The organism is Sulfuricella sp. (genome assembly GCF_035531155.1).
GTDB lineage: Bacteria > Pseudomonadota > Gammaproteobacteria > Burkholderiales > Sulfuricellaceae > Sulfuricella.
Map to the genome: position 1 here is coordinate 1 of NZ_DATKTK010000066.1, position 22,172 is coordinate 22,172.

Consider the following 22,172-nt stretch of genomic DNA (forward strand, 5'->3'; position numbering starts at 1 on the left):
ACGCACCTCGCGATGCGCAACGCATGACTCGGGGTCAAGACGGTTCGCTACTCCTTTCTTGTGTTGGACTTTCACCAACTATCACTTGCCAGTTTGTGCTGGCGCACTGCCCTTTTGTTTGGTTACTTGTATTTTGGGCAACGCAAAATAAAGTAACCTGCTGCCGGGCAGCCCCCGGCATCTAAATATCTGCGCGTAGCGCACACAAAACCCAGCATCGCTTGTAACCAATCAGACAAATCCCTATAGTGACCACATTGTCATAAAATGCACTTCTGAGCTCTAACATGCCAACACAAAATATGATCGTGCCTAGCCCCTTTGATTCATGCCTTATTAGCGTCAAATATGATGTCTACTTTACGTTGGACGCCTTACAACTGAGCCATGACATGGCTGCCTCTGACATACCAAAAAAATGAGTAAGAAGCTCGTTCTTCCTCCTGAATTTGAACACATTCGAAAGGCTGCCCTTCGTGCGATTGGGGAAATTCGTCCAACAGGTCCGGAAACACTCGCCGACCCAAAGTTTTTGTTCACTGCGCAAAGAACTAAGGCAAGCAACGAGCTCCCCGCTTACTACCTCGTTTACTTTCTGCTGGTTGACCTCCTTGGATTCAAGAATCTGGGCCAATTCGAGAAGATCTCGTGGTCCGTACCGATCGACTTCAATGGGAAGGCTTATCTGATCGAGCATCGCAAGATGGGGCTCGGGATTTTCGCACACGACGCTAGTGCAGAAGAAGATGTCGCCCGCCAGATTGTCATCCGCATTCAAAAAGGGGTGAAAGCTGCGCAGCCGTTCTTCGAATGGCTGGCCGGCCAAGCCGTCCAGAATTCAGCAGTCAATGTTCTTAATAAAAGCGAACCGCTCTTTGATCGCTTCACCTACCACCTAGAGACGTATCGGATAAAGGCTAGAGAAGCAGTAGATCGAAAGGACGAGCGCCACGTCGAGACGCGCAACTTTGACGGCGGCTCTTCGACTAGTGTGCATATGCCTGCAAGGAAGCTAAGAACTGAATCACGCTGGTTAGCGCTCGCAGCAATTGAGGCCTTCTATAGTTGGACCGAGCATGTCTTCATCCACATCGCAATCCTGAATGGGAAAGTTAAAACCGGCAATGAAGTTACTGAGTTGGCTGAGGCTGATTGGCAGGCCAAGTTCAAGCGCGCACTTGACGTTACGGAACCGACTACGAAGAACCTATTCGACAAACTTGTGGTGATACGTAAGCAGCTTCGAAACTTCGTTGCGCATGGCGCGTTCGGTAAACAAGGCGAGGCCTTCAAGTTCCATTCGGGTGCAGGTGCAGTTCCTGTCTTACTGCCACATCTGGCCGGTAGTCGAAAATTTGTGCTCGGCAGCGAACTTTCATTCGAAGACGATCAAGCTCTCGCGGTTATCGAAGAGTTTATTGCACACTTGTGGTCTGGCCCACGTCAAGCCGCCGAATTCTACATACAGAAAAGTGGCTTGCCGCTAATCCTTACCATGGTTGCAGATGGCACATACGCCCAAGCGATGACATCAATTGAAGATATGACCGATTTTGTAGATCACCTCACGGGGCGGTTCGACCAAGCCGCAAACATGGATTGGTAGCGGAAAATAGTCTCTGTGCACATCAGGCGCCCAACCCATCATTCCACCGGACCTGCGCAAAAAGCCGCGCAGGCCCGTGAATTCAAACGTTGGCTCAGATCTGGCTAATCGATTTCAAACACCAACCCATTCCCAAACACCAACACCGCCCGCACCACCTTAGGTGCAAACACCCCCTCCATAGCCATCCGATACTCCCTCATCTGCCCCAGATAAGGCGCGGAGCTAGCCGCCAAATCCCCCTCTTCCGCCCGTTCTGCGGCCTTGAAATCCAGTATCCAGACGTCATCCTCGAACTCAACCAACCGGTCGAGACGCCGACTCTCCCCCGCAGCAGTGCGGTAGGGCACTTCCTTCCAGGCGTTCACATAGCGTGCGGGATCGAAGAAGCGCTGCAAATGGGGGGCTTGGGTGAGGTGCAGGGCATCCTGCCAGAGCGCATCGAACTCGGTATCGTCCACTTCCAGCCTGTCTTGCAGCCACGCCCGGTCGAGCACCGGCGCGGGCGGGGCGATCCATTCCAGCAGCGCATGGAGACGGATGCCATGGCGCTGTGCCTCGGTCTGGCGCTGGCTGGTGCGTTTGCCGGTGGGAATGGCCGCCGCTGAATGATTATGGCAGACGGGGGAAGGCGCCGCTTCCGGTTGCACTGCGCCTGCAGGCAGCTGCGGCATCTGGCCGAGTTCGCAGGTTTCCCCGGCATTTTCGCCAGCGACGGCGTTGCGGATTTTTCCATGCCAGCTTTCCTCGGACTTGCGCATTCCTTCGCTGCCGCTGACGATCAGCGCCTGACGGGCGCGGGTCATCGCGACATACAGCAGGTTCAGGTCTTCGCGCCGCTCCAGCTGGGCCTCCGCATCGAACACCGGCTGCCACTGCGCGGCGCGCTCGCGCTTGCCGGCGTAAAGGAAGAAATGCTGCGGGCGCGGGCTTTCCGGCGGCCAGTCCAGCACGGCCCGGTAGCCGCGCTCGTTGCGGGGCGAGGCATGGGCGTCGAGCAGCCAGACGATGGGCGATTCCAGCCCCTTGGAACCGTGGATGGTGAGGATGCGCACGGCGTTGCCGGCATCGCCGACGATGCCTTCGTCCGGGGCCTCTTGCGCTGCCGCACGGCGCAGCTGCTGCAGTTCGTTGATGAATTTGGGCAGGCTGGGATAGCGGCCGCTGTCCACGTTCAGCGCCAGTTCCATGAAGGCGTGCAGGTTGGCCTGCACCGCGCCGCGCATCGCTTCCGGCACGGCGGCGACGTAGCGTGGTAGCAAGTCGCCCTCGAAATAGATGCGGTCGAGCAGGTCGTGAACCGGCAGGGTGTCGGTCAGCGCGAGCCAGCCTTGCAGCAGGCCCAAGGCGCGGCGCAGCGCCGGGCTGGATGCCTCCCGCCCAGCCACGGCGTGCAGGCGAGCCCACCAGGAGCCGTCGGATTCGCGCGCCAGCGCCATCAGGTCGTCGTCGGCACAGCCGAACAGGGGCGAGCGCAGCGCCTGGGCCAGGCACAGGTCGGCGAAGGGGGTGATGAGGAAAGTCAGCAAGGCGGTCAGATCGGCGCATTCCAGGGTGTCGAGCAGCCCGCCCTGACGCGAGCTGACGTAGGGGATGCGGGCCGCGCGCAGGGCGCGCTCGTAGATTTCCAGCCGGGTGCGGCTGCGTTTCAGCAGCAGGATGTCGCGGAATTCCGCCGGCCTGCCCTCGCCATTCTCCGTGGCGATCTGCCATGTGCCGACCATGTCGCCGATTTTTTCCGCCAGCTGCTGGGCTTCCCGCTCGACGCGCTGGTCTTCCTCTTCCTCCACCGGCTCGGTCAGGGGATCGCGCAAGACCAGGACGGACGGCTGGGCCTCGGCAGGTTGGTCTTGATCGTCTTGGGCCAGGGGCAGCACTTCCACCCGACCTGGGATCTCGGCGTGATGGGCTTGGTGCAGCTCGAACCCGGTAAATTCCGCCTCCTGCCCGAACAGGCGGTTCACCGCCTCCAGCACCGGCGGCGCGCTGCGGCGGGAAACGTTCTGCTGCAGCCTGGCCGCACCGTAGCCTTGCTCCAGAAAATCGGCGGCGATGCCGAACAGACGCGCATCGGCGCGGCGGAAGCGGTAGATCGCCTGCTTCGGGTCGCCCACCAGAAACACCGTCGGCGCGCTGCCCGCGCCGGTCGAGGCATCGAGCCAGGAGCGCATGATCTGCCATTGCAGCGGGTTGGTGTCCTGGAATTCGTCGAGCAGGATATGGCGGTAGCGGCAGTCGAGCTTGTACTGCATGTATTCGGCATGGTCGGAGCGGTTGAGCAGCTGGTGGACGCGCCATTCCACGTCGGTGAAATCCACTGCCCGCCGCTCTTCCTTGAGGCGCTGGTAGGCGGCAAGCAGCCCCGCGCCGCAGCGCAGGCCGGCGCGATTGAAGCGGTAAGCGGCCTGCGCGGCGAGAGCATCCCGCACCGCCGCAAGGCGCTCGCTCAGGCACCCATGCAGTTCGAGCAGGCGCGCTTCGCCTTCCGCAGTAAGGCGCTTCGCCTGATCCTTGCTTGTCTTGCGCTTGCGCGGGTCGCCTTTCAGGGTGAAGAAAACGGCACAGATCGACTCGAAGCATAGGGCAAACCCCTGCCCGCCAACATCCGCAAGAACTCGTGCAAGCCCGACGGCAAGCGCCTTGTCCGTATCCGTGTTGATTTCCAGCAGCCCCATAAAGGACTGCAAATCCAGGATCAGGCCGCTATCGGCAAACAGCTCGGCGAGCACATCCCGCTCCGGCTCCACCGCCAGATCGCGGCGCACGGCATTGGTGGCAAAGGCTGCCGCATCCTCCGCCCCTTGGGTATAGGCCCACCATTCCGCGCGCTTGGCGACAAAATCGAGCAGCAGGCTACGGGTATTGTGCAGGCCGTGCTCGGCGAAAAGGAAATCCAGCGCTTGGGCAGCTTCCGAGCCGGGTTCGGATTGCAGCTCTTCGGCGAACAGCTGCCAGGCTTCCTCCAGCAGCGCGGAGGTCTGGTCGAGCAGCCCCCAGTCGCCGCCCGCACCGCTCTCCAGCGGGGCGCGCTGGAGCAGTTGCAGAAACCAGCCGTGGAAGGTGTTGATGGTGATCCCGGGCTGGGCGGAAAGGAAGATTTCGAACAGGCTGCGGGCGCGGGGCAGCAGGGACTCGATTTCGTGCTCCGGAACAGCTCTTTCACGTAGAAAATCTCGCACTTCCTCGTCCGGCGCCAAGGCCAGCAGGCGCAGCCAGTCGCGCAGGCGGGCCGCCATTTCCTGCGCCGCCTTGCGGGTGAAGGTGATCGCCAGGATTTCGGACGGCGCCGCCCCGGCCAGCAGCAGGCGCACGATGCGCGACACCAGCAGCCAGGTCTTGCCGCTGCCGGCACAGGCTTCGACCACCGCCGAAGAAGCTGGATTCAGCGCGGCGCGGTTGATCTCATTGCCCGTCATGATAATCCTTGCGGCACAGGCCGCTCATCTCGCACCAGGTGCACGCCTGGTCGCTGCCTTGGGCGGGCAGCGCCGCGCCCCGGTAGAGTGCGTTGAACAGCTCGCGCAGGCGCTGCCCGGTGGCTTGGCTCAGCGCATAAATGTCTTCCTGCGCCACCAGCCTGGTGCTGCCATCCTCGTCCACCGGCACGAATGCCGCCTCGACCACCGACTCTTCCAGGAGCAAGGCATACACCGGCAGCTGCACGTCCTCGCCCGGCGTTTCCAGCTTTTTTTGCAGACCGATGCGGCTCTGGGTCTTGTAATCCAGCACGGCGTAGGCGGCTTCCCCATCGTCCGAGCGGGTGTCGACGCGGTCGATCCGGCCCTTCAGGGTCAGGCTGCGCCCCCCGTCCAGCGCCAGTTCCAGCGTGCGCCACAGCTCGCCGTCGTGCCAGCGCCAGCCTTCCCGCTCGCGCTCCGCCTGCCAGTCGAGATAAGCCGGGATGCGCACCTCCCAACGCAGTGCCCAGGCGCGGGCGAGGTAATCCGCCTCCAGCGCCTGGCGGAATTCTTCCCGGCTGATGTCGGAGAGCGCCTGTTCCATCTCGGCCCGGTCGCAGCCGCTGATGGCGGGATAACGCTGGTGGAAATGGTGCAGGATGGCGTGCACGTGCTCGCCGTAATCCTTTTTTTCCAGCGCCTGCTGCACTTCATCCAGCTCGTTCAGATGCAGGGCGTGGCGGGCGTAAAACTGGTAGGGGCAGGCCATCAGGCTGTTGTAGCCGCTGGCGGAGAGGCTGGTCGGCACCAGTTCCGGCGGCAGCGAGGGGCTGGATGCCGCAAAAGCATTCCCTCCCCCTAGCAGGGGGAGGGTTAGGGTGGGGGTTGGAAGCGGTGCTGGGGATGTGGATTGTGAATCAACCACCGTCACCCCCATCCCAGCCTTCCCCCTAGAAGGGGGAAGGAGTATGCCCTGCGCTGACCATTCCACGTCCGCAGCCGCCCGGCGCGGCAATTTTTCGCCATAGGCCAGCTCGTGAAAGGCTTCCAGCCGCTCGACCCACGGGCTCGCCAGATTGGGTTCGGCGTTCTTCCGCCCCTGCCAGGTAATGAGCAGGGTGCCGCAGTCCGCCAGCAGCACGGTGAAGTCCTGCTCCATCTGGCGCAGATCCTGCTCGAAGGTCGGCAGCCCCAGTTGCGCCCGCACCGATTGGTTGAAGAAGGCGCTTTCCTTTCCTCTTCCCGGAAAATGGGCGGCGTCGCCGCCGGCCACGATCACGCCGTCGAAGCGGCGCAGGCGCGTGGCGCCGAGATGGGTGAACACCACCGGGCTGGTGATGCCGGTATCGCGGAAGGTGGCGGCTTCGAGCTGGCTGTCGAGCCAGCGCCGCCATTCGCTCAGGGAGAACAGCCCCTGATCCTGGCCCAATTCTTTTTGCAGGCGCTCAAGCAGGCGCAGCAACTGCTCTCCGGCTAAGTCCTGCGCCAGACCCCGATGCAGGCCCAGCATCTCCAGGCTTTCCAGCAGGCTGACCAGCCATGCCGCCAGCCCACGCTTGCGCGCGCCGAAGCGGGCCTGCGCCTGCTCCAGCCGGGCCAGCAGCTCGAGCACGTCTTCCGCGCCCTCACGCTGCGCCAGGCTGCGGTAGTGATGCAAGCCGGAGATCACGCTATGGCGGCGTACCAGTTGCTCGAGGCCGTAGACGGCGTGCTTGCGCGCCCCACCCTCCCAGTCGGCGAAGATCAGCGGGGATTTGAGCAGGTCGAGCAGATCGAGATAATGAAAGTGGCTGGCCATGGCGTCGAGCCAGCGCATCACCACGGCGCTGGCGGCCACGGTGGAAAAGGTCCAGCCGGTTTCGTCCGCGACCAGGATCTGGCCGCGCTCCAGCAGGGCGCGGGCGCGGCGCGCGACCAGCCGGTCCTGGGCGATCACCGCGATTGCGCTTTTGCCTGCCTGCAGCCACTCGCGGATCTGGCTATCCACCGCCTGCGCCTCCTGCTCCAGGCTGTGCGCCTCGAGCAATTCGAGGCGGCCTTGCAGCGGGCTTTCCGGGCAGCGCTGACGGAATTCGACGGCACGTTCGCGCAGGCCGGGCGGCGCCGCTTCTTCCGCGGCTACCGGCGACTGCCAGGCGACTTGCACCAACCGGCTCAAGTCATCGGCCAAAGCCTCGCCGCCGCAGCCAAACAGGTGAACCGGCTGACTTTCCCCGTAGCGACGGAAAAAATCCTGCTCCATCGGCGTCAGGCCGGACAGGCCGACGGCATACAAGGGTGAGATAGCGGCACCGGACAAACTGGCCAGCCGCAGGTGGTAGGCGGTGATGCTGTCGACGCGGCCATCGCCGCTGAGGCTCATGGCATACCACAGCTCGTGCACCAGGCGCGCCTCGAACTGCAGTGGCGCGCCGGCACGGGTGCGGTAGGCTTGTTCCAGCAGCGCGACGAATTCGGGATAGGAGTCCGGCAGGCCGGTTCCCTGCCGGGCAATATCGTCGAACAGGCTGAGCAATTCCCGGCTGACATGCCACAAATCGGCATCGGCAAACCACTTCCGCTCGCGCAGGGCCTGGTAAAGCAGGGCGGCACGGCAGCTGTCGGGGAGGATTTCACGCCCGAGCGCCCCCTCTCCGGCCCATTCCGTCAGGGTGGTCATGCGCGGCAGCAGCAGGGAGGGCGCGCCCGCCGCCTCGCACAGCACCTCGCCCATCAAATCGACGGCATGAAAATTCGGCAGCAGAATCACCAGGCCGGTCAGCCTGGGCAGCCGCTCCCGCTCCAGCGCGACGATTTCCCGCGCGGCGGTGCGCAGCAGGTTGGGGACGGAAACAGTGTCTACCGGAAATTTCCGCATATAATGAAGTGATAGGTGTCCGGGAATACCGGGAACAATGGGGAACAACCTGATTTTATCCCGAAACCGGGTGGCATAATCAACGCATTACCCAACAATTCCCCTTGCCGGATTTTTTTGGTTAGGATAAAGTTCAAAAAATAACTTCATACCCAGCCCATAAACTGGCAATACGTCTGTCACAACACAAAAAGCAAACACAATCGTCAAACTGTCACAGCGTTTCACCCTCTTTTCCGTTGATTCTCTTTGAACTGGAGCAAGAACCTCATGAGCGAGCATATCCATTACGTCACCGACGACACCTTCGAGCAGGAAGTCCTGCAATCCCCGTTGCCCGTGCTGGTTGACTACTGGGCAGACTGGTGCGGCCCGTGCAAGATGATCGCCCCGGTGCTTGACGAAGTGGCGCAGGAATACGCCGGACGCCTCAAGGTCGCCAAGCTCAACATCGACGAAAACCAGGCCACGCCGCCCAAATTCGGCATCCGCGGCATTCCTACCCTGATGATTTTCAAGAATGGCAACATCGAAGCCACCAAAGTCGGCGCCCTGTCCAAATCGCAGCTGACCGCATTCATTGACAGCAATATCTAAAGCCGATAACCTAGCGTCTGACTGCCCGTTCCTCGGGCTCAGGCGCAAGTTTCTTCCCGCCGCACTCTGAAACTCCAGATCCACCTTGCTCTATCTTTGATCCACCTTTTCTACTGATTCATCCTACCCTACCGCCATGCGCTTATCCGATTTAAAACACCTCCCCGTCACCGAACTGGTGGAAATGGCCATCACCAATGAAATCGAGGGTGCCAGCCGCCTGCGCAAGCAGGATCTGATTTTTGCCCTACTGAAGAATCAGGCCAAGAAAGGCGAAAGCATTTACGGCGAAGGCACGCTGGAAGTGCTGCCTGATGGCTTCGGCTTCCTCCGTTCTCCTGACACCTCCTATCTGGCCGGACCAGACGACATTTATGTCAGCCCCTCTCAGATTCGCCGCTTCAACCTGCACACTGGCGATTCGATCGAGGGTGAGATCCGCACCCCCAAGGAGGGCGAGCGCTATTTCGCACTGGTCAAGGTGGACAATGTCAACGGCGAACCGCCGGAGAACTCCAAGCACAAGATCCTGTTCGAGAACCTGACGCCGCTGTTCCCGAATCAGCCGATGATTCTGGAACGCGATATCAAGGCGGAAGAGAACATCACCGGTCGCGTCATCGACATGGTCGCGCCGATCGGCAAGGGCCAGCGCGGCCTGCTGGTGGCCTCGCCGAAATCCGGCAAGACCGTGATGCTGCAGCATATCGCCCACTCCATCGCGGCCAACCACCCGGAGTGCTATCTGATCGTGCTGCTGATCGACGAGCGACCGGAAGAAGTGACGGAAATGCAGCGCTCGGTGCGCGGCGAGGTGGTTTCCTCCACCTTCGACGAACCCGCCACGCGCCACGTCCAGGTTGCCGAAATGGTGCTGGAAAAAGCCAAGCGCCTGGTGGAACACAAGAAGGACGTGGTGATTCTGCTCGATTCGATCACCCGTCTGGCACGTGCCTACAACACCGTGGTGCCGGCCTCCGGCAAGGTGCTCACCGGCGGTGTGGACGCCAACGCCCTGCAGCGCCCCAAGCGCTTCTTCGGCGCGGCGCGCAACATCGAGGAAGGTGGCTCGCTCACCATCATCGCCACCGCCCTGGTGGATACCGGTTCGCGCATGGACGACGTGATCTACGAGGAATTCAAGGGTACCGGCAACATGGAAATCCACATGGATCGCAAGATGGCGGAGAAGCGCCTGTATCCGGCGATCAACGTCAACCGCTCCGGCACCCGCAAGGAAGAGCTGCTGATCAAACCCGATATCCTGCAAAAAATCTGGGTGCTGCGTAAACTGCTCTACCCGATGGATGATCTGGAAGCGACGGAATTCCTGATCGACAAGATCAAGGCAACCAAAAACAACGCGGACTTTTTCGATTCCATGCGCCGGTAACAATGCGCGGGCTTGATAAAGCCCATTTTTTAGAGGATAATCCCTCTTTTTTAAGAATTCGGCCCTAAAAAAAGCCGCCAGATTCCAAGGATTTAAGCCATGAAACCGGAAATTCATCCCGACTACAACGAAATCGACGTAACTTGCAGCTGCGGCTCCAAGTTCAAGACCCGCTCCACCATGAACAAGGCGCTGGGCATTGAAGTCTGCTCGATGTGTCACCCGTTCTACACTGGCAAGCAGAAGACCATCGATACCGCCGGCCGCGTCGAGAAATTCCGCCAGAAATACGGCATGAAGTAAGCTTCGACGCTACGCAGCAACATAAAGGCAGCCTCAAGCTGCCTTTTTTGTTTATCCAGGGTCAGCTAAAATAAGTCATGACGAGACTCGCTTTCGCCTCCAGATTGTTTGCCGGTCTGCTCTGCCTGGGACTGCTCGCCAACTGTGCCGTCAACCCGGTTACAGGACGGCAGAATTTCGTCATGATGTCCGAAAGCGACGAAGTCCGCACCGGCCAGAAGGGCGACGAGGAAGTCCGCCAGGAATATGGCGTTTACGACAACCCCGCCCTGCAGCGTTATGTCAACGAAGTCGGTCAGCGCCTCGCGCAGAAAAGCCACCGCGGCAACCTGGAGTACCACTTCACCGTAGTCGACAGCCCGGAAATCAACGCCTTCGCCCTACCCGGCGGCTATATCTACATCACCCGCGGCATCATGGCTTACCTTAGCTCCGAAGCCGAGCTCGCTGCCGTGCTGGGCCATGAAATCGGCCACGTCACCGCGCGCCACAGCGTGCAGCAGTACAGTGCCTCGATGGCCGCCAGTATCGGCGTGGCGCTGGGCTCCATCCTGGTGCCGGAGTTGCGCGGCGGCGCTCAGGATCTGCTCAACCTGCTCGGCAACGCATTGCTTTCAGGTTACGGGCGCGACCACGAACTGGAAGCGGACCGCCTCGGTGCGGAATACCTGGCGCGCACCGGCTACGACCCGCAGGCGATGGTGAAGGTGGTCGGCGTCCTCAAGAACCAGGAACAGTTCGATGCCGAAATCGCCCGCGGAGAAGGCCGCGAGCCGAGGCGCTACCACGGTCTGTTCGCGACCCACCCCGACAACGATACCCGGCTCAAGGAAGTGGTCGGCGAGGCCAACCGTTTTGTCCAGCAATCCCAAACCGACAGCCGCCAGGCCGCCTATCTGGCGCAAGTCAACGGACTGATTTTCGGCGACAGTCCCAGCCAGGGCATTGTCCGCGACAGCCGGTTCCTGCATGAAGGGCTGGGATTCGGGCTGAATTTCCCTCCCGACTGGAAAGTTAAAAACAGCCCCGACAAGGTGATCGCCCTCAGCCCGGAAAACGACGGACAAATCGAATTGCTACTGGCCGGCCCCGCACGCGACACGCCGACAGAATTCCTGCGCCGCAGTGTCCGGCTGGATGCCGGCAACGAGCTGGAAACCGGCCCGATCAACGGCCTGCCCGCCGCCATCATGAGCGGCATACGCCAGGGCAAACCGGTCAAGGTCGGCGTGATATTTTTCCGGGATCAGTCCTTCATCCTGGTGGCCACCGCAAAAACCCCGTCCGCCTATAACCGCCACCAAACAGAAATATCGTCCGCGATCGACAGTTTTCACGCCTTGCAGGATGCCGAGCGCAAACTGGCGAAGCCCACACGCATACACACCCGCACCGCCAAAAAAGGGGAAACCTTCGCCAACCTGGCGCGCCAGTCCCCCCTCGGCAAGAATGCCGAGGGCTACCTGCGCCTGATGAATCACGCCTACCCCAGCGGTGAGCCGCAGGCAGGGCAGCACCTTAAAACGGTCGAGTAGCCGCCGGCCCAATCCGAGATACCATGAGCCAACCCACAAACTTGACCAACTCCAGCAACCGTTCAACCTTCTTCCTGCTTGCCATCCTCTGCCTTGCCTGGATACTGCCCGGCCTGATCGGCCATCAGCCCTGGAAACCCGATGAAGCCTACAGCTTCGGGCTGATTTACCATATTCTCCAAAGCGGCGACTGGATCGTACCGACCCTGGGTGGCGAGCCTTTCATGGAAAAGCCGCCGCTGTATTACCTCACCGCGGCGCTTTTCGGAAAAATATTTTCCTTCGCGCTTCCTCTGCATGACGCAGCGCGCCTGGCCACCGGCTTTTTCATGGCGATCGCGCTGCTGCTCACCGGGTTGGCCGGCAGGGAACTGTGGGGCAAGGGCCATGGCCGCCTCGCTGTGCTCATCCTGATTGGTTGCCTGGGGTTGCTGATCCGTGGCCATGAAATGATCACCGACACCGCATTGCTGGCCGGCTTCGCCATGGCCATCTACGGCTTGGCTCTGAGTCACAGGAGATTCGTACTGGCAGGTTTCTGGCTCGGCACGGGAACCGGTATCGGCTTCATGTCCAAGGGGCTGATCGCACCCGGGCTCGTTGGACTGACTGCCCTGCTGTTGCCGCTCGCATTCCGCCACTGGCGCAGCCGGGATTACTTGCTGTGCCTTGCAACAGCCTTCTTCGCGGCTGTGCCATGGCTGACCATTTGGCCGACTCTGCTGTATCTGCGCTCGCCGGAACTGTTCCGGGAATGGTTCTGGATCAACAATCTGGGGCGGTTCCTCGGCTTCGCCAAACTCGGCCCCGGCAGCGATCACTGGTATTATTTAAAAACCCTGCCCTGGTTCGCCTGGCCAGCCCTGCCGATTGCGCTGTGGACGCTGTGGCAGGGGCGGCGCACCGTCTTCAGGCAAGCCGGCGTTCAGCTTGCGCTCACCGCCTTCCTGGTGATGCTGGGGGTACTCAGCCTGGCTTCCGACGCACGCGAGCTCTATGCCCTGCCGATGCTGCTGCCACTCTCGCTGCTGGCCGCTCCAGGCGTCAACACCATACGCCGCGGCGCGGCCAGCGCGCTGAACTGGTTCAGCATCATGACCTTCGGCTTTATCGCCGGCGTGTTCTGGTTCTACTGGTTCGCCATGATCTCCGGGTATCCCGCCTCCCAGGCAGAGCGTTTGCAAAGATTGCAGCCGGGTTACATCCCGGCGTTCGAACCGCTGCACTTTGCCATTGCGCTACTGGCCACCCTGGCCTGGTTGTTCATCATTTTCTGGGCAAGATCCCTGCCCCGCAATCCGCGTGCCGTGCTCAACTCGGCTACCGGCATCACGCTGGTGTGGGTGATCATGATGACAGTGTGGCTGCCCTGGCTCGATGCCGGCAAGAGCTACCGCTCCATGATCGCCTCCATGCAGCAAGCCTTGCCCGCTCGCCACGCCTGCATTTCCAGCAACAAACTGGGCGAGCCGCAGCGCGCCCTGCTGGAATACTACGCCGGCATCCTTACCCGACGCACGGAAACTCACAAGGGAATCGAGTGTGATCTGCTGCTGGTGCAGGGCAGCGCCAGGAACCCGGATGCGCCTCCCGGCCCGGAATGGAACAAAATCTGGGAAGGGAATCGGCCTGGGGACAAATCGGAGCGCTATTGGCTGTTCCAGCGCAATCCGTCCTGAAGCCTAGACAACCGGAACAGGCTCTTACTTCCGCAGTTTATTTCTGATCTGATCCAGGGTATTCCTGGCAGCGTCCTGCTCCGGACCGCCCAGGAGGACGGCCTTATTTGCCAAAACCAGCGCTTCGGGATAACGCTTTTGCTCGGCTAACGTTTGGGCAAGGTTGTTGAAGGCAATGGCGGACTTCGGATGATCCAGCGTTGCCTGCAGGTATGCTTTTTCGGCGCGCTTCCAGTCGCCTTGGGCATAGGCCGCATTGCCCAGGCCGATGCGGGCGGAAAGGTTACGCGGCCAACGTTTGAGGGCGGCTTCATAGGTGGCTTCAGCACTTTTCGGCGGGGCAGTTTTTTCCAGAGCCACGGCCGAGGCAACGTATGCAGCTTCAGTCGCGGTGCGGGGCATCCTGCCCGGCGGCAGCGCAAGCATCGCCCAGTAGCCGGCGCGCTCCCAAGTATGCTCGAAAGTCGTTAAAGGTAGCACCTGCCGCCGCTCCAGACCGGAGCGCAGGATAATTTCCTCGCGCTTGAGGTCGTAACCCACCACCACCGCGTAATGCCACACCGGATACCAGCTCAGCGCGAGGTTTTGCAGCACGACCACCGGCGAACCGTCAGCCACTTCCGTCAGCAAATCGTCCAGCTTCGGTGCCAGCTCATAGGCCAACAGGCCATTGCGCCGCGTGGCGGCCAGCATTTCGACTTGCAGGCTGCCCGAGAGCCCCGGCAGGTACACTTGCGGGGTCAGGTCCTGCGGGGTCACTTGGACGCCCCCCCCTGCACCAAGCGCCATGGCGAGTGACGCCGGGCCGCACTGGTGGGTTTCCTGGGGGTAGAACGGCACCTCGCTAAGCTCCACCTGCTGCGGCAGCTGCCTGGCGCTCGTCTTGAGCAGGGACTGCGTCTGCGGCGTGGCGCAACCGCCCAGCCAGATCAAAAAGAAAACGCCCGCGATTAAGCGGACGCAGACTCGAAACAACATGGGTCGAATTTACTTGATCGAGCGCGTAAACGGAAACACTTTGGTAAAGCCCAGAATGTCCGTCACCAGCAGGATCACGAAAATGGTGAACAGAATCCCGATAATTTCACCACCGGCGGGCATCTTGTCCAGCTTGCCCGCAACCTTCTGCACCTCTTCGTCGGTCAGCGCATCCACACGCGCTTTGGCAGTGTTGACGTCGACTCCCTGAGTCTGCAATTCCTTGCGCACGTCTTCACGGTCAAGGAAAGCGCGAATACGCTCGCGCTCGGATTGGGACTGAGCGGATACGGCCACTTTGTCCGTTCCCACCAGCCCGGCATGAGCCGACTGGAGCGGCAGGCCAAGGCCTAAAACGCTGGCGATCAACAAGCGGCTGGTCATGCGCATGAAACGTGAATTCATCATTATTTCTCCTAATAAATTTTCAGGCAAATAAGCTGAATAATATGGTACATAAAACCGTTTTACCCGATGGTTACCCTTTATTAACCTTCGGATCACCATTGAATTTTCGATACAAGAAGTAACTATGCAAGGACCAACCTAAAATAAAACCTATCATCAATGTGAAAAATATCAACAACGCACTCGACAAGGAAATCGGCTGCAAATCCGCCTGATCGGTCCATATTTTGCCTCGATTCTTCAAGGTCGACAGGCTGCTAGGCAGCGTCACCTGCCAATACTTCACTTGAATTTGGAATGGGCGTCAGCGAGGCCAGTCTTCAGGTCTTCCCAGATTTTGTCAGCAGTTTCTTTGACCTGCTCCCAGGCTTCACCACCGGCCTTCTCCAGCTCCTGCATTTTTTCAGACGCCGCACGCTGTTTGGCACGCAACTCATGAAGCGCCTCGGCACGCTTGACCTTCATGTCAGCCCCCGCGTTCTCCACCTTGGCTTCCAATAAATCGATTTGGGCGCCCCATTCTTTCAGTTGCGCCGCCATTTTTTGTTTATATGCGTCTTTAATTTCCATGGCCTACTCCTTAAGTGGTCCGCGACAACTCAACCTCATCTGAATTTACTTTACCACCAGCCGGTTTTCAACCTCATTGACGCCAGCCACCGCACCCGCCAGTGCTTTGGCCCTATCGCTACTCGGCTGCGTATCGACAGATCCGCTCAATGTCACCACGCCTTTTACGGTATCCACGCTGATTTGCAGCGTCTTGAGACCGGGCTCGGCAAAAATGGCGGCTTTGACCTTGGCCGTAATCTCGGCATCATCGATGGCCACTCCGGCTTTCACGCCTTGCTCGCCCAGTTTTTCACCGACTTTATCGGCCGCTTCACCTATTTTCTTGCCGGCTTGATCAGCCGTCTGGTCTATCTTTTTACCTGCGGTCTCTGCCGGCCCCGGTCTGTCGCAGGCGGCAAGCCCAACCGCCAACAGCATCGAAATACCGACTAATTTTAAATTCTCTGAAATTTTCATTTTGATTCCCTTTCCAAGCTCATTCATATCGCCTAAAAATAAAGCCGCAATCGATGGGCAGATCACAAACGAAGAACGTCACACGACCCCCTGAAGCAGATGCCCGGAGGGTCGTCCGACGGCAAGCCGATCTGCTGCTGTTATTTAACCCGTATGTCGTTCTTGACCGACTTCACGCCCTTGACGCTGCGTGCGACCTCAACGGCTTTGTTTTCAGCGGCACTGGAACTCACAAAACCGCTCAATTGAACCACGCCTTTGAAAGTCTCCACATTTATTTCAGCGGATTTCAAGGAAGGCTCATTGAATATGGCAGCCTTGACCTTGGTGGTGATGACGCTATCGTCGATATACTCACCGGTCCCTTCCTGCTTCGAAGTGGACGCGCAACCCACGACGGACACCAGCGCAACGGCGAGGAAAAGTGCGGAAAGATACTTGCTAAGTTGGTTCATGATTAAATCCTCCCAAAGTAATACGAAAAAAAAACGCTCAGAGTTACTTGCGATCAGAAGGCTCCCTGCGAATGCCCGTTTGCCTTCCGGTCAATCCAGCAAAGCCAGATTAGCCCTGCAACCGGGCACCGTCTGTACGGTGTCGCACATAAGTCCGGCGGAATCGAAAGACAATGAACCCTTGAGTTGGCGCTTCGGCTGCGGGCTACGTTCAGTGCGAACGGATCTTGATCAGCACTTCCTAAAAACAAAAGGCCAACCCAAGATTAATGGGTTGGCCTTTATTACTTGCGGAACATTTTGGGAAGGTGGCGGTTACCTCTGAGCCGGCTTCTGAGCCATGACTTCCACTTCCACGCGGCGATCAGGCCCCAGGCAGGCAATCAGTTTCTTGGTCGCTTTCTTGCCTTTGCATTCGCCGGGCTTCGTCACGGGATTGGCCCCGTCCACGCCCCTGGCCGTGATCTTGCCGGCCGGGATCCCCGCGGATTCGACCAGATAAGTCTGGACCGCTTCGGCGCGGCGTGTCGAAAGCTTCATGTTGTAGGCGTGTGAACCGATCCGGTCGCTGTATCCCGTTACCTTGACGACGTCAAAGTCGGCGCCCCTCAGATCTGCGGCAAGCTTGTCGAGATCCTGTCGGCCCGCAGGCTTCACGGTCGACTTGTCGAAATCGAAAAGAGAATCCGCGGAGAAAGTCACCCTCCTCGGCGCAGGTTTCGTGGCCGCAGGCGGGGGCGGAGGTGGCGTCACGACCGTCGGCTGGGGCGCGGGGGCGGCGGCAACAGGTTCGGATGCCGCCGCACGCGGTGCGGGGGCCGGCGATTTGCCGCCAAACTTGTAGACCAGGCCGACCGAGACCAGATCGACGTCGCCTTTGTTGCCGACGGCATCGTTGATCCGGTAGCGTTCCGCCTCGGCGCGCACGGCAAGGGAGTCAGTGAGCGCGTACTGTAGCCCCAGGCCGAACTTGTAGTTGGTATCGCGCTTGCTGGGGTTGGGGTCGAGCACATTGACCGCTCCGGTTCCGGTGAAGGTGTCTCTGGCTTCAGCGTAGTTCAATCCGACCCGGCCAAACGCCGAAAACTTGTCAGTGATGGGCAGAATACCAACCGCGTCAAGATTCAGGCCTCGAAGCTTGATATTGCCGTTCAGCGTTCCCGTCGGTACCGTTGTCGCCAGGTAACTGAACTGCCCCAAATCGAAATAACCGCCTTCAAGGGCAAAGTTCTTGTTGAACTGGTACCCGCCGTATAGCTTGTAGCCGAAGTCTCGCTCGTCATCGGCGATCGTTGTCGAGGTAAAACCACTTCCCAGCAGGCTGCGGGAGATCCGCTCATCGTCGATAGTCGCTCTGGACTGGCCCACGTTGGCCCCGACGTACCAGCCAGCTTCATCCGCCACTGCGTATGGGCCGGCGATCACGGCGAGGGCCGCCAAACCCAGCGTTCCTGTGGCTTTGGCTAAGTTAGCTCGTGTTAATTTCATGTTTTTCTCCAAGAGGATTTGCCGTGCCTAACAAAGTCATTAAGTCACGATGATTGTTTTAGTCTTGATCCAGCAACAAAGGTCGGCAGAAATGGCTCTGCCGGCCTTTGTTTTAATGCCTCATGCCCTAGATGCAACCAGCAGGGGCATTAGGATTGCCCGGCACTGAAACGACGTTAGAGTCAAAGACAAACGCGCCAGCCGCAAAAGCCCCTGCCAACAATCTGCCACACGAGGTTGCGCCGGTGTTCATCGTGATACTTTCAGAGGCCAGTATGTTGCCCTGCCATACAGTAGCCGTTCCAAGTGTTGCTGAAGTACCGGCCTGCCAGAATACGTTGGAAGCCTTGGCACCGTTGATCAGGAGAATACGGGCACTAGGTGCTGTGCCGACCGTACTGGATGACTGAAAGATGAAGGCAGCATTCGGGTCACCCTGGCCGTCGAGTGTGAGATCACCCGTTACCAAAATCGACGTGATAGATTGATAGACACCAGGAGCGAAATAATTGTCTCCCTGCACAAGCGCGCTCCCCGTCGGTTCTCCTAAAGTAGTGCCGGCCGGTATATTGGTGGCTCCTCCTAGTGAACCGGCGGCTGGTGGCCCGGCCGGAGGCGTGATGCTGAGAAACGCCGCCAGCAAGTCGTTCTTGATAGCGGTTGAGGTGACTCCTGTATTATATAAGGGACTGATTACCGTTCCGTTGATTATTGGAGTGGAGGCGTTGCTTCCGCAAAGACCAAAACCTCCGGCAGCATCAATTTGCACAGCATTACACGTAGTATTTGGATCCAGCACCGCATCCCCGTTGATTGTGGTAATAGGGAGAGTGGTGGTGTTGGTTATCCCGGCAGTAGCCGCGATCCCGAACGACGAGGCCAATCCGAGATTTACCGGTGCCGGCCCTGAAGCGGCGACAATGGCTGTCGTAAAGTTCCATGCATAGCTGCAGCCGATTGGAATGCCCGTGGCGCTCGTGGCACCCTGGGTGATGATCGCCAGATATTTAGTGCCGGCTATGAGAGCTGATGCTGTCGTTAAGGTCGCTACCTTTGTGGTGGCGTTATAACTTACCGATGCAGGGATGAGGACAGCCCCGCCCACTGGTGCCAGCGTAAAGGTTGTTGTGTTGATCGTTGCGGAATTCATCGCCAGGCTAAAGGTGGCAGTGATCAACTTGCCGTTGTTGGCAACACCCGTAGTGCTGGTTGTCGCCACCAGGTTACCATCAGTGGGATTTGTCGCAGTCACCGTGGGTATTGTGGCTCCGTTTACAGGGCATACAGCACCCGGGATGATCGCACCCGCTGGTGCGACGGAGATGGCTCCGACGGGTGCGCCCAGGATCGGATCTTGCCCGCCGCCCCCACCGCCACCGCAACCCGCCGCCAAAGCGACCAACAGCAATGCCATAAGCCACTTCAGTGGCTTAGTAACGCTTTCAAATCTGTTCATTATTCTTCCCCTTATTTAATCTGAACTATAAAAACCATCGGTGCAATCGCCTTACCCTGCTGTGCTACGCCCAGTACCCGTCGTTGACATGTTTTTCGACTATGTGAGCCGCTGTTTTGGTCTGCTCCAATTAAAATCGGATCAACCGGAACTTCGGTAATTCCTCACACTTGTCGTCTTATCCCACGTTGGTCCGCGACGCTCTGTTCGCTAGCACACATAGGGAAGGATATTTGCTTTGGAGGCTGATCCGGATGGGAACATTCTGGCTAAAGAAAAGTCCCGAGTCGATACGGATCAATGCACCAACTGGTTGATTTCTATGATAGGGAGCAAGATGGCGAGCACGATCAGCAGCACGATGCCACCCATCACCAGTATCATCACCGGTTCGAGCAGAGTGAGGAAGACCGTCAGGCGCCGTTCCAGCGCCTGAGTCTCCAGGTGCGCTGCACGATCGAGCATCTGCTCGAGCTTGCCGCTCACCTCGCCGCTCGCGACCAGGTGGATCAGGAGCGGTGGAAATGCGCGTGTTTCGCCCAGCGCACGGGCCAGGCTCGCGCCTTCGCGCACACGCTCTATGGCATGCTCGACCGCTTCGCGCAACACCATGTTGGTCATCACCCGCGCACCGGAAGCCAGCGCGGAAAGCAGCGGCACGCCGCCGCCGACCAGAATGGAGAGCGTGCTGGCGAAGCGCGAGGTATTGAAACCGCGAACAAGCGGCCCGAGCCAGGGCGTGCGCAACAGCAGGCTGTGCACGCGACGTCGGGTCGCATCGCGGCGTAATGCGATGCGCGCGGCGGCAAATCCGCTACCGATGATGACCAGAAGATAGGGCCAGGTTGCGCGCAGAAAGTCGCTCAATGCGATCAGCGTGCGTGTCAGCAACGGCAGGCTCTGCCGCGACTGCTGAAACACTTGCACGACCTGCGGCACGACATAGACCAGCAATCCGGTGACGATCATGATCGCGACGATGGTGACCAGGACGGGATAGAGCAGCGCGAGACTGGTTTTCTGTTTCAGCGCCTGGCGGGCGTCGAGATAATCGGCGAGATGCTGCAACACGGTCGGCAGCGCGCCCGATTCCTCGCCGCCATGCACCAGCGCCCGGTAGAAATCCGGAAAACTCTTTTCGTAGGCACCCAGTGCCCCGGCAAACGACTGGCCGGATGTGACTTCGGTTTTGACACCTGTGAGGACTTCACGTGTCATCGGATCGGCAGCTTCTTCGATCAGTGCGTTGAGCGACTGCTCCAGGGTCAGGCCGGAGTCGAGCAAGGTGGCCAACTGCCGCGTCACCAGGCTGAGCTCGGTCGCCGCGATGCCCCGTGCCCACACCTGCTGTGCGCGTTCCCGCGCATGCACTTGTTTGATCATCGAGGGCAGCAGGCCTTGCGCGCGTAACTGCGCGCGCGCCTGGCGTGCTGTATCGGCTTGCACCACGCCGGATGTGGTGCGGCCGGCGGCGTTCAGCGCCTGATATTGGAAGGCTTCCATGACGGAGGTTACTCGCGCGTGACGCGCACAACTTCTTCGAGGCTGATCACGCCCTGTGCGGCCAGGCGCATGCCGTCATCGCGCAGGGAGCGCATGCCGCGCGACACCGCATGCGCCCGCAGCACCTGCTCGGAGGCACGGTCATGGACCAGTCGTCGCAAGTCGTCATCCACCGTCAGAAATTCGTAAATGCCGGTGCGGCCTCGGTAACCCGTGCGATTGCAGGCGGGGCAACCTTGCGCCGAATAGAGGGTGCCGTCGGTCGGGGTGAAGCCCAGGGCGCGAAGTTGTGCCGCATCGGCAGCAAACGGTTTGCGGCATTCCAGGCACAGGCGGCGCACCAGGCGTTGCGCGCCCACGCCGATCAAACTGGAGGAAAGCAGAAAAGGCTCCACGCCCATGTCAACCAGCCGGGTGACTGCGCTCACTGCATCGTTGGTATGCAGGGTGGCAAATACCAGATGCCCGGTGAGACTGGCCTGAACGGCAATTTGCGCGGTCTCAAGATCGCGGATTTCACCGATCATGACCACGTCCGGGTCCTGGCGCAGGATGGTGCGCAAGGCGCGCGAGAAACCCATCTCGATCCGGGAATTGACCTGAGTCTGGCTGATGCCGTCGAGGTCGTACTCGATCGGGTCTTCGACTGTCATGATGTTGAGCGCACCCGCGTCCAGCCTTGAGAGCGCGGCGTAGAGGGTGGTGGTCTTGCCCGAGCCGGTCGGGCCGGTGATCAGAACGATGCCATGCGGCTCGAGGATCAGCCGATCAATGTGCGCGAGCGTGGCATCGTCCATGCCCAGCTTGGTTAGATCGAGCCGCCCGGCCTGCTTGTCGAGCAAGCGCAGCACCACGCGTTCACCGTGCCCGGTTGGAATCGTTGAGACACGCACGTCAACCGGCTTGCCGGCCACGCGCAGAGTGATGCGGCCATCCTGCGGCAGGCGTTTTTCCGCGATATCGAGCTGCGACATGATCTTTATGCGCGAGACGATGGCGGCATGGAGCGCGCGCGCTGGTTCAATCAGGTCGCGCAGCGTGCCGTCGATGCGTAGCCGCACTACCGAGCGAGTTTCGAACGGTTCGATATGGATGTCCGAGGCGCCATCGCGCAACGCTTGCGTGAACAGCGCATTGATCAGGCGGATAACCGGCGCATCGTCCTGACTTTCGAGCAAGTCCTCGACCTCGGGGATTTCCTGCAGCAATCTCGACAGATCCAGGTCCTGCGCCAGATCGCCGGCCAGCGCGGCCGCGCCGGCATCGGCACCGTTGTAGGACGCAGTGACTAACTCCTCGAATTCCCCGACATCAATGCGGCGGGCGCGTAGCGGCACGCCTAGCGTGCGGCGCAATTCGGCAAGCGCACCCGGGTGGGCGTCGCTGCGCACCGCCACCTCGGCGTGGTCATCGCTCATGGCGGTGACGAGCACGCCGTTGGCCTTGGCAAATGCATAGGGAATCTTCAGGGTGCCCCGGTTCATCGG

Annotated in this window: 17 protein-coding genes; 6 read left to right on the forward strand and 11 right to left on the reverse strand. The window is 59.9% G+C overall.

Annotated elements, in window-relative coordinates; translation table 11 throughout:
• Positions 1-418 precede the first annotated feature (418 nt).
• On the forward strand, positions 419-1,606 hold the full coding sequence (locus VMV64_RS15315; RefSeq protein WP_325331884.1) for a hypothetical protein: 1,188 nt from the start codon (positions 419-421) through the stop codon (positions 1,604-1,606).
• 104 nt (positions 1,607-1,710) lie between these two features.
• Here the strand turns inward: VMV64_RS15315 and VMV64_RS15320 are convergent, their stop codons facing one another.
• Together VMV64_RS15320 and VMV64_RS15325 are read right to left on the reverse strand one after the other, a co-directional pair.
• Positions 1,711-5,022, reverse strand: a complete 3,312-nt coding sequence (locus VMV64_RS15320; RefSeq protein ID WP_325331885.1) for a UvrD-helicase domain-containing protein — start codon at positions 5,020-5,022, stop codon at positions 1,711-1,713.
• Complete coding sequence (locus tag VMV64_RS15325) at positions 5,009-7,861, reverse strand: PD-(D/E)XK nuclease family protein (protein ID WP_325331886.1); 2,853 nt, start codon at positions 7,859-7,861, stop codon at positions 5,009-5,011. Before VMV64_RS15325 ends, VMV64_RS15320 begins: the two co-directional genes overlap by 14 nt.
• A 270-nt stretch (positions 7,862-8,131) precedes the next feature.
• Between VMV64_RS15325 and trxA the strand changes: the two genes are divergently transcribed.
• From trxA to VMV64_RS15350, 5 genes are all read left to right on the forward strand, one after another.
• Complete coding sequence (gene trxA / locus VMV64_RS15330; protein WP_325331887.1) at positions 8,132-8,458, forward strand: thioredoxin TrxA; 327 nt, start codon at positions 8,132-8,134, stop codon at positions 8,456-8,458.
• Between the two features lie 136 nt (positions 8,459-8,594).
• Complete coding sequence (rho, locus tag VMV64_RS15335) at positions 8,595-9,851, forward strand: transcription termination factor Rho (RefSeq protein ID WP_325331888.1); 1,257 nt, start codon at positions 8,595-8,597, stop codon at positions 9,849-9,851.
• A 99-nt stretch (positions 9,852-9,950) separates the two neighbouring features.
• Entirely contained in the window at positions 9,951-10,154 is a 204-nt protein-coding gene (rpmE, locus tag VMV64_RS15340; protein WP_325331889.1) for a 50S ribosomal protein L31, read from the forward strand.
• 77 nt (positions 10,155-10,231) lie between these two features.
• The gene (locus VMV64_RS15345) at positions 10,232-11,689 is read left to right on the forward strand and encodes a M48 family metalloprotease (RefSeq protein WP_325331890.1); all 1,458 of its coding nucleotides are present in this window, start codon (positions 10,232-10,234) and stop codon (positions 11,687-11,689) included.
• 23 nt (positions 11,690-11,712) lie between these two features.
• Entirely contained in the window at positions 11,713-13,368 is a 1,656-nt protein-coding gene (locus VMV64_RS15350; protein WP_325331891.1) for an ArnT family glycosyltransferase, read from the forward strand.
• A 24-nt stretch (positions 13,369-13,392) separates the two neighbouring features.
• On the opposite strand, the gene VMV64_RS15355 is transcribed toward VMV64_RS15350, so the two are convergent.
• The 9 genes from VMV64_RS15355 to gspE form a co-directional block, all read right to left on the reverse strand.
• Positions 13,393-14,301, reverse strand: coding sequence for a PA2778 family cysteine peptidase (locus VMV64_RS15355; protein WP_325331892.1), 909 nt, complete (start codon positions 14,299-14,301; stop codon positions 13,393-13,395).
• A gap of 54 nt (positions 14,302-14,355) precedes the next feature.
• The gene (locus VMV64_RS15360; protein WP_325331893.1) at positions 14,356-14,754 is read right to left on the reverse strand and encodes a PA2779 family protein; all 399 of its coding nucleotides are present in this window, start codon (positions 14,752-14,754) and stop codon (positions 14,356-14,358) included.
• Between the two features lie 282 nt (positions 14,755-15,036).
• Positions 15,037-15,324 carry a hypothetical protein gene (locus VMV64_RS15365; RefSeq protein ID WP_325331894.1) on the reverse strand — a complete coding sequence of 96 codons (288 nt, stop codon included), beginning with the start codon at positions 15,322-15,324 and terminating at the stop codon, positions 15,037-15,039.
• 45 nt (positions 15,325-15,369) lie between these two features.
• On the reverse strand, positions 15,370-15,783 hold the full coding sequence (locus VMV64_RS15370; RefSeq protein WP_325331895.1) for a BON domain-containing protein: 414 nt from the start codon (positions 15,781-15,783) through the stop codon (positions 15,370-15,372).
• Between the two features lie 140 nt (positions 15,784-15,923).
• Positions 15,924-16,238 (reverse strand): BON domain-containing protein, encoded by a 315-nt coding sequence (locus VMV64_RS15375; RefSeq protein WP_325331896.1) that lies wholly within the window; start codon positions 16,236-16,238, stop codon positions 15,924-15,926.
• Between the two features lie 315 nt (positions 16,239-16,553).
• Entirely contained in the window at positions 16,554-17,726 is a 1,173-nt protein-coding gene (locus tag VMV64_RS15380; RefSeq protein WP_325331897.1) for an outer membrane beta-barrel protein, read from the reverse strand.
• A 127-nt stretch (positions 17,727-17,853) separates the two neighbouring features.
• Positions 17,854-19,182, reverse strand: a complete 1,329-nt coding sequence (locus tag VMV64_RS15385; RefSeq protein WP_325331898.1) for an ice-binding family protein — start codon at positions 19,180-19,182, stop codon at positions 17,854-17,856.
• 297 nt (positions 19,183-19,479) lie between these two features.
• Positions 19,480-20,685: a type II secretion system inner membrane protein GspF gene (gene gspF, locus VMV64_RS15390; protein WP_325331899.1), complete on the reverse strand. Its 1,206-nt coding sequence runs from the start codon at positions 20,683-20,685 to the stop codon at positions 19,480-19,482.
• A gap of 8 nt (positions 20,686-20,693) precedes the next feature.
• Positions 20,694-22,169, reverse strand: coding sequence for a type II secretion system ATPase GspE (gene gspE / locus VMV64_RS15395; RefSeq protein ID WP_325331900.1), 1,476 nt, complete (start codon positions 22,167-22,169; stop codon positions 20,694-20,696).
• Positions 22,170-22,172 lie beyond the last annotated feature (3 nt).

Bases quoted from the DNA above. Each gene is read 5' to 3' on its own strand.
- VMV64_RS15315 (WP_325331884.1), top strand. From the start codon at position 419: ATGAGTAAGAAGCTCGTTCTTCCTCCTGAATTTGAACACATTCGAAAG.
- VMV64_RS15320 (WP_325331885.1), bottom strand. From the start codon at position 5,022: ATGACGGGCAATGAGATCAACCGCGCCGCGCTGAATCCAGCTTCTTCG.
- VMV64_RS15325 (WP_325331886.1), bottom strand. From the start codon at position 7,861: ATGCGGAAATTTCCGGTAGACACTGTTTCCGTCCCCAACCTGCTGCGC.
- trxA (WP_325331887.1), top strand. From the start codon at position 8,132: ATGAGCGAGCATATCCATTACGTCACCGACGACACCTTCGAGCAGGAA.
- rho (WP_325331888.1), top strand. From the start codon at position 8,595: ATGCGCTTATCCGATTTAAAACACCTCCCCGTCACCGAACTGGTGGAA.
- rpmE (WP_325331889.1), top strand. From the start codon at position 9,951: ATGAAACCGGAAATTCATCCCGACTACAACGAAATCGACGTAACTTGC.
- VMV64_RS15345 (WP_325331890.1), top strand. From the start codon at position 10,232: ATGACGAGACTCGCTTTCGCCTCCAGATTGTTTGCCGGTCTGCTCTGC.
- VMV64_RS15350 (WP_325331891.1), top strand. From the start codon at position 11,713: ATGAGCCAACCCACAAACTTGACCAACTCCAGCAACCGTTCAACCTTC.
- VMV64_RS15360 (WP_325331893.1), bottom strand. From the start codon at position 14,754: ATGATGAATTCACGTTTCATGCGCATGACCAGCCGCTTGTTGATCGCC.
- VMV64_RS15365 (WP_325331894.1), bottom strand. From the start codon at position 15,324: ATGGAAATTAAAGACGCATATAAACAAAAAATGGCGGCGCAACTGAAA.
- VMV64_RS15370 (WP_325331895.1), bottom strand. From the start codon at position 15,783: ATGAAAATTTCAGAGAATTTAAAATTAGTCGGTATTTCGATGCTGTTG.
- VMV64_RS15375 (WP_325331896.1), bottom strand. From the start codon at position 16,238: ATGAACCAACTTAGCAAGTATCTTTCCGCACTTTTCCTCGCCGTTGCG.
- VMV64_RS15380 (WP_325331897.1), bottom strand. From the start codon at position 17,726: ATGAAATTAACACGAGCTAACTTAGCCAAAGCCACAGGAACGCTGGGT.
- VMV64_RS15385 (WP_325331898.1), bottom strand. From the start codon at position 19,182: ATGAACAGATTTGAAAGCGTTACTAAGCCACTGAAGTGGCTTATGGCA.
- gspF (WP_325331899.1), bottom strand. From the start codon at position 20,685: ATGGAAGCCTTCCAATATCAGGCGCTGAACGCCGCCGGCCGCACCACA.
- gspE (WP_325331900.1), bottom strand. From the start codon at position 22,169: ATGAACCGGGGCACCCTGAAGATTCCCTATGCATTTGCCAAGGCCAAC.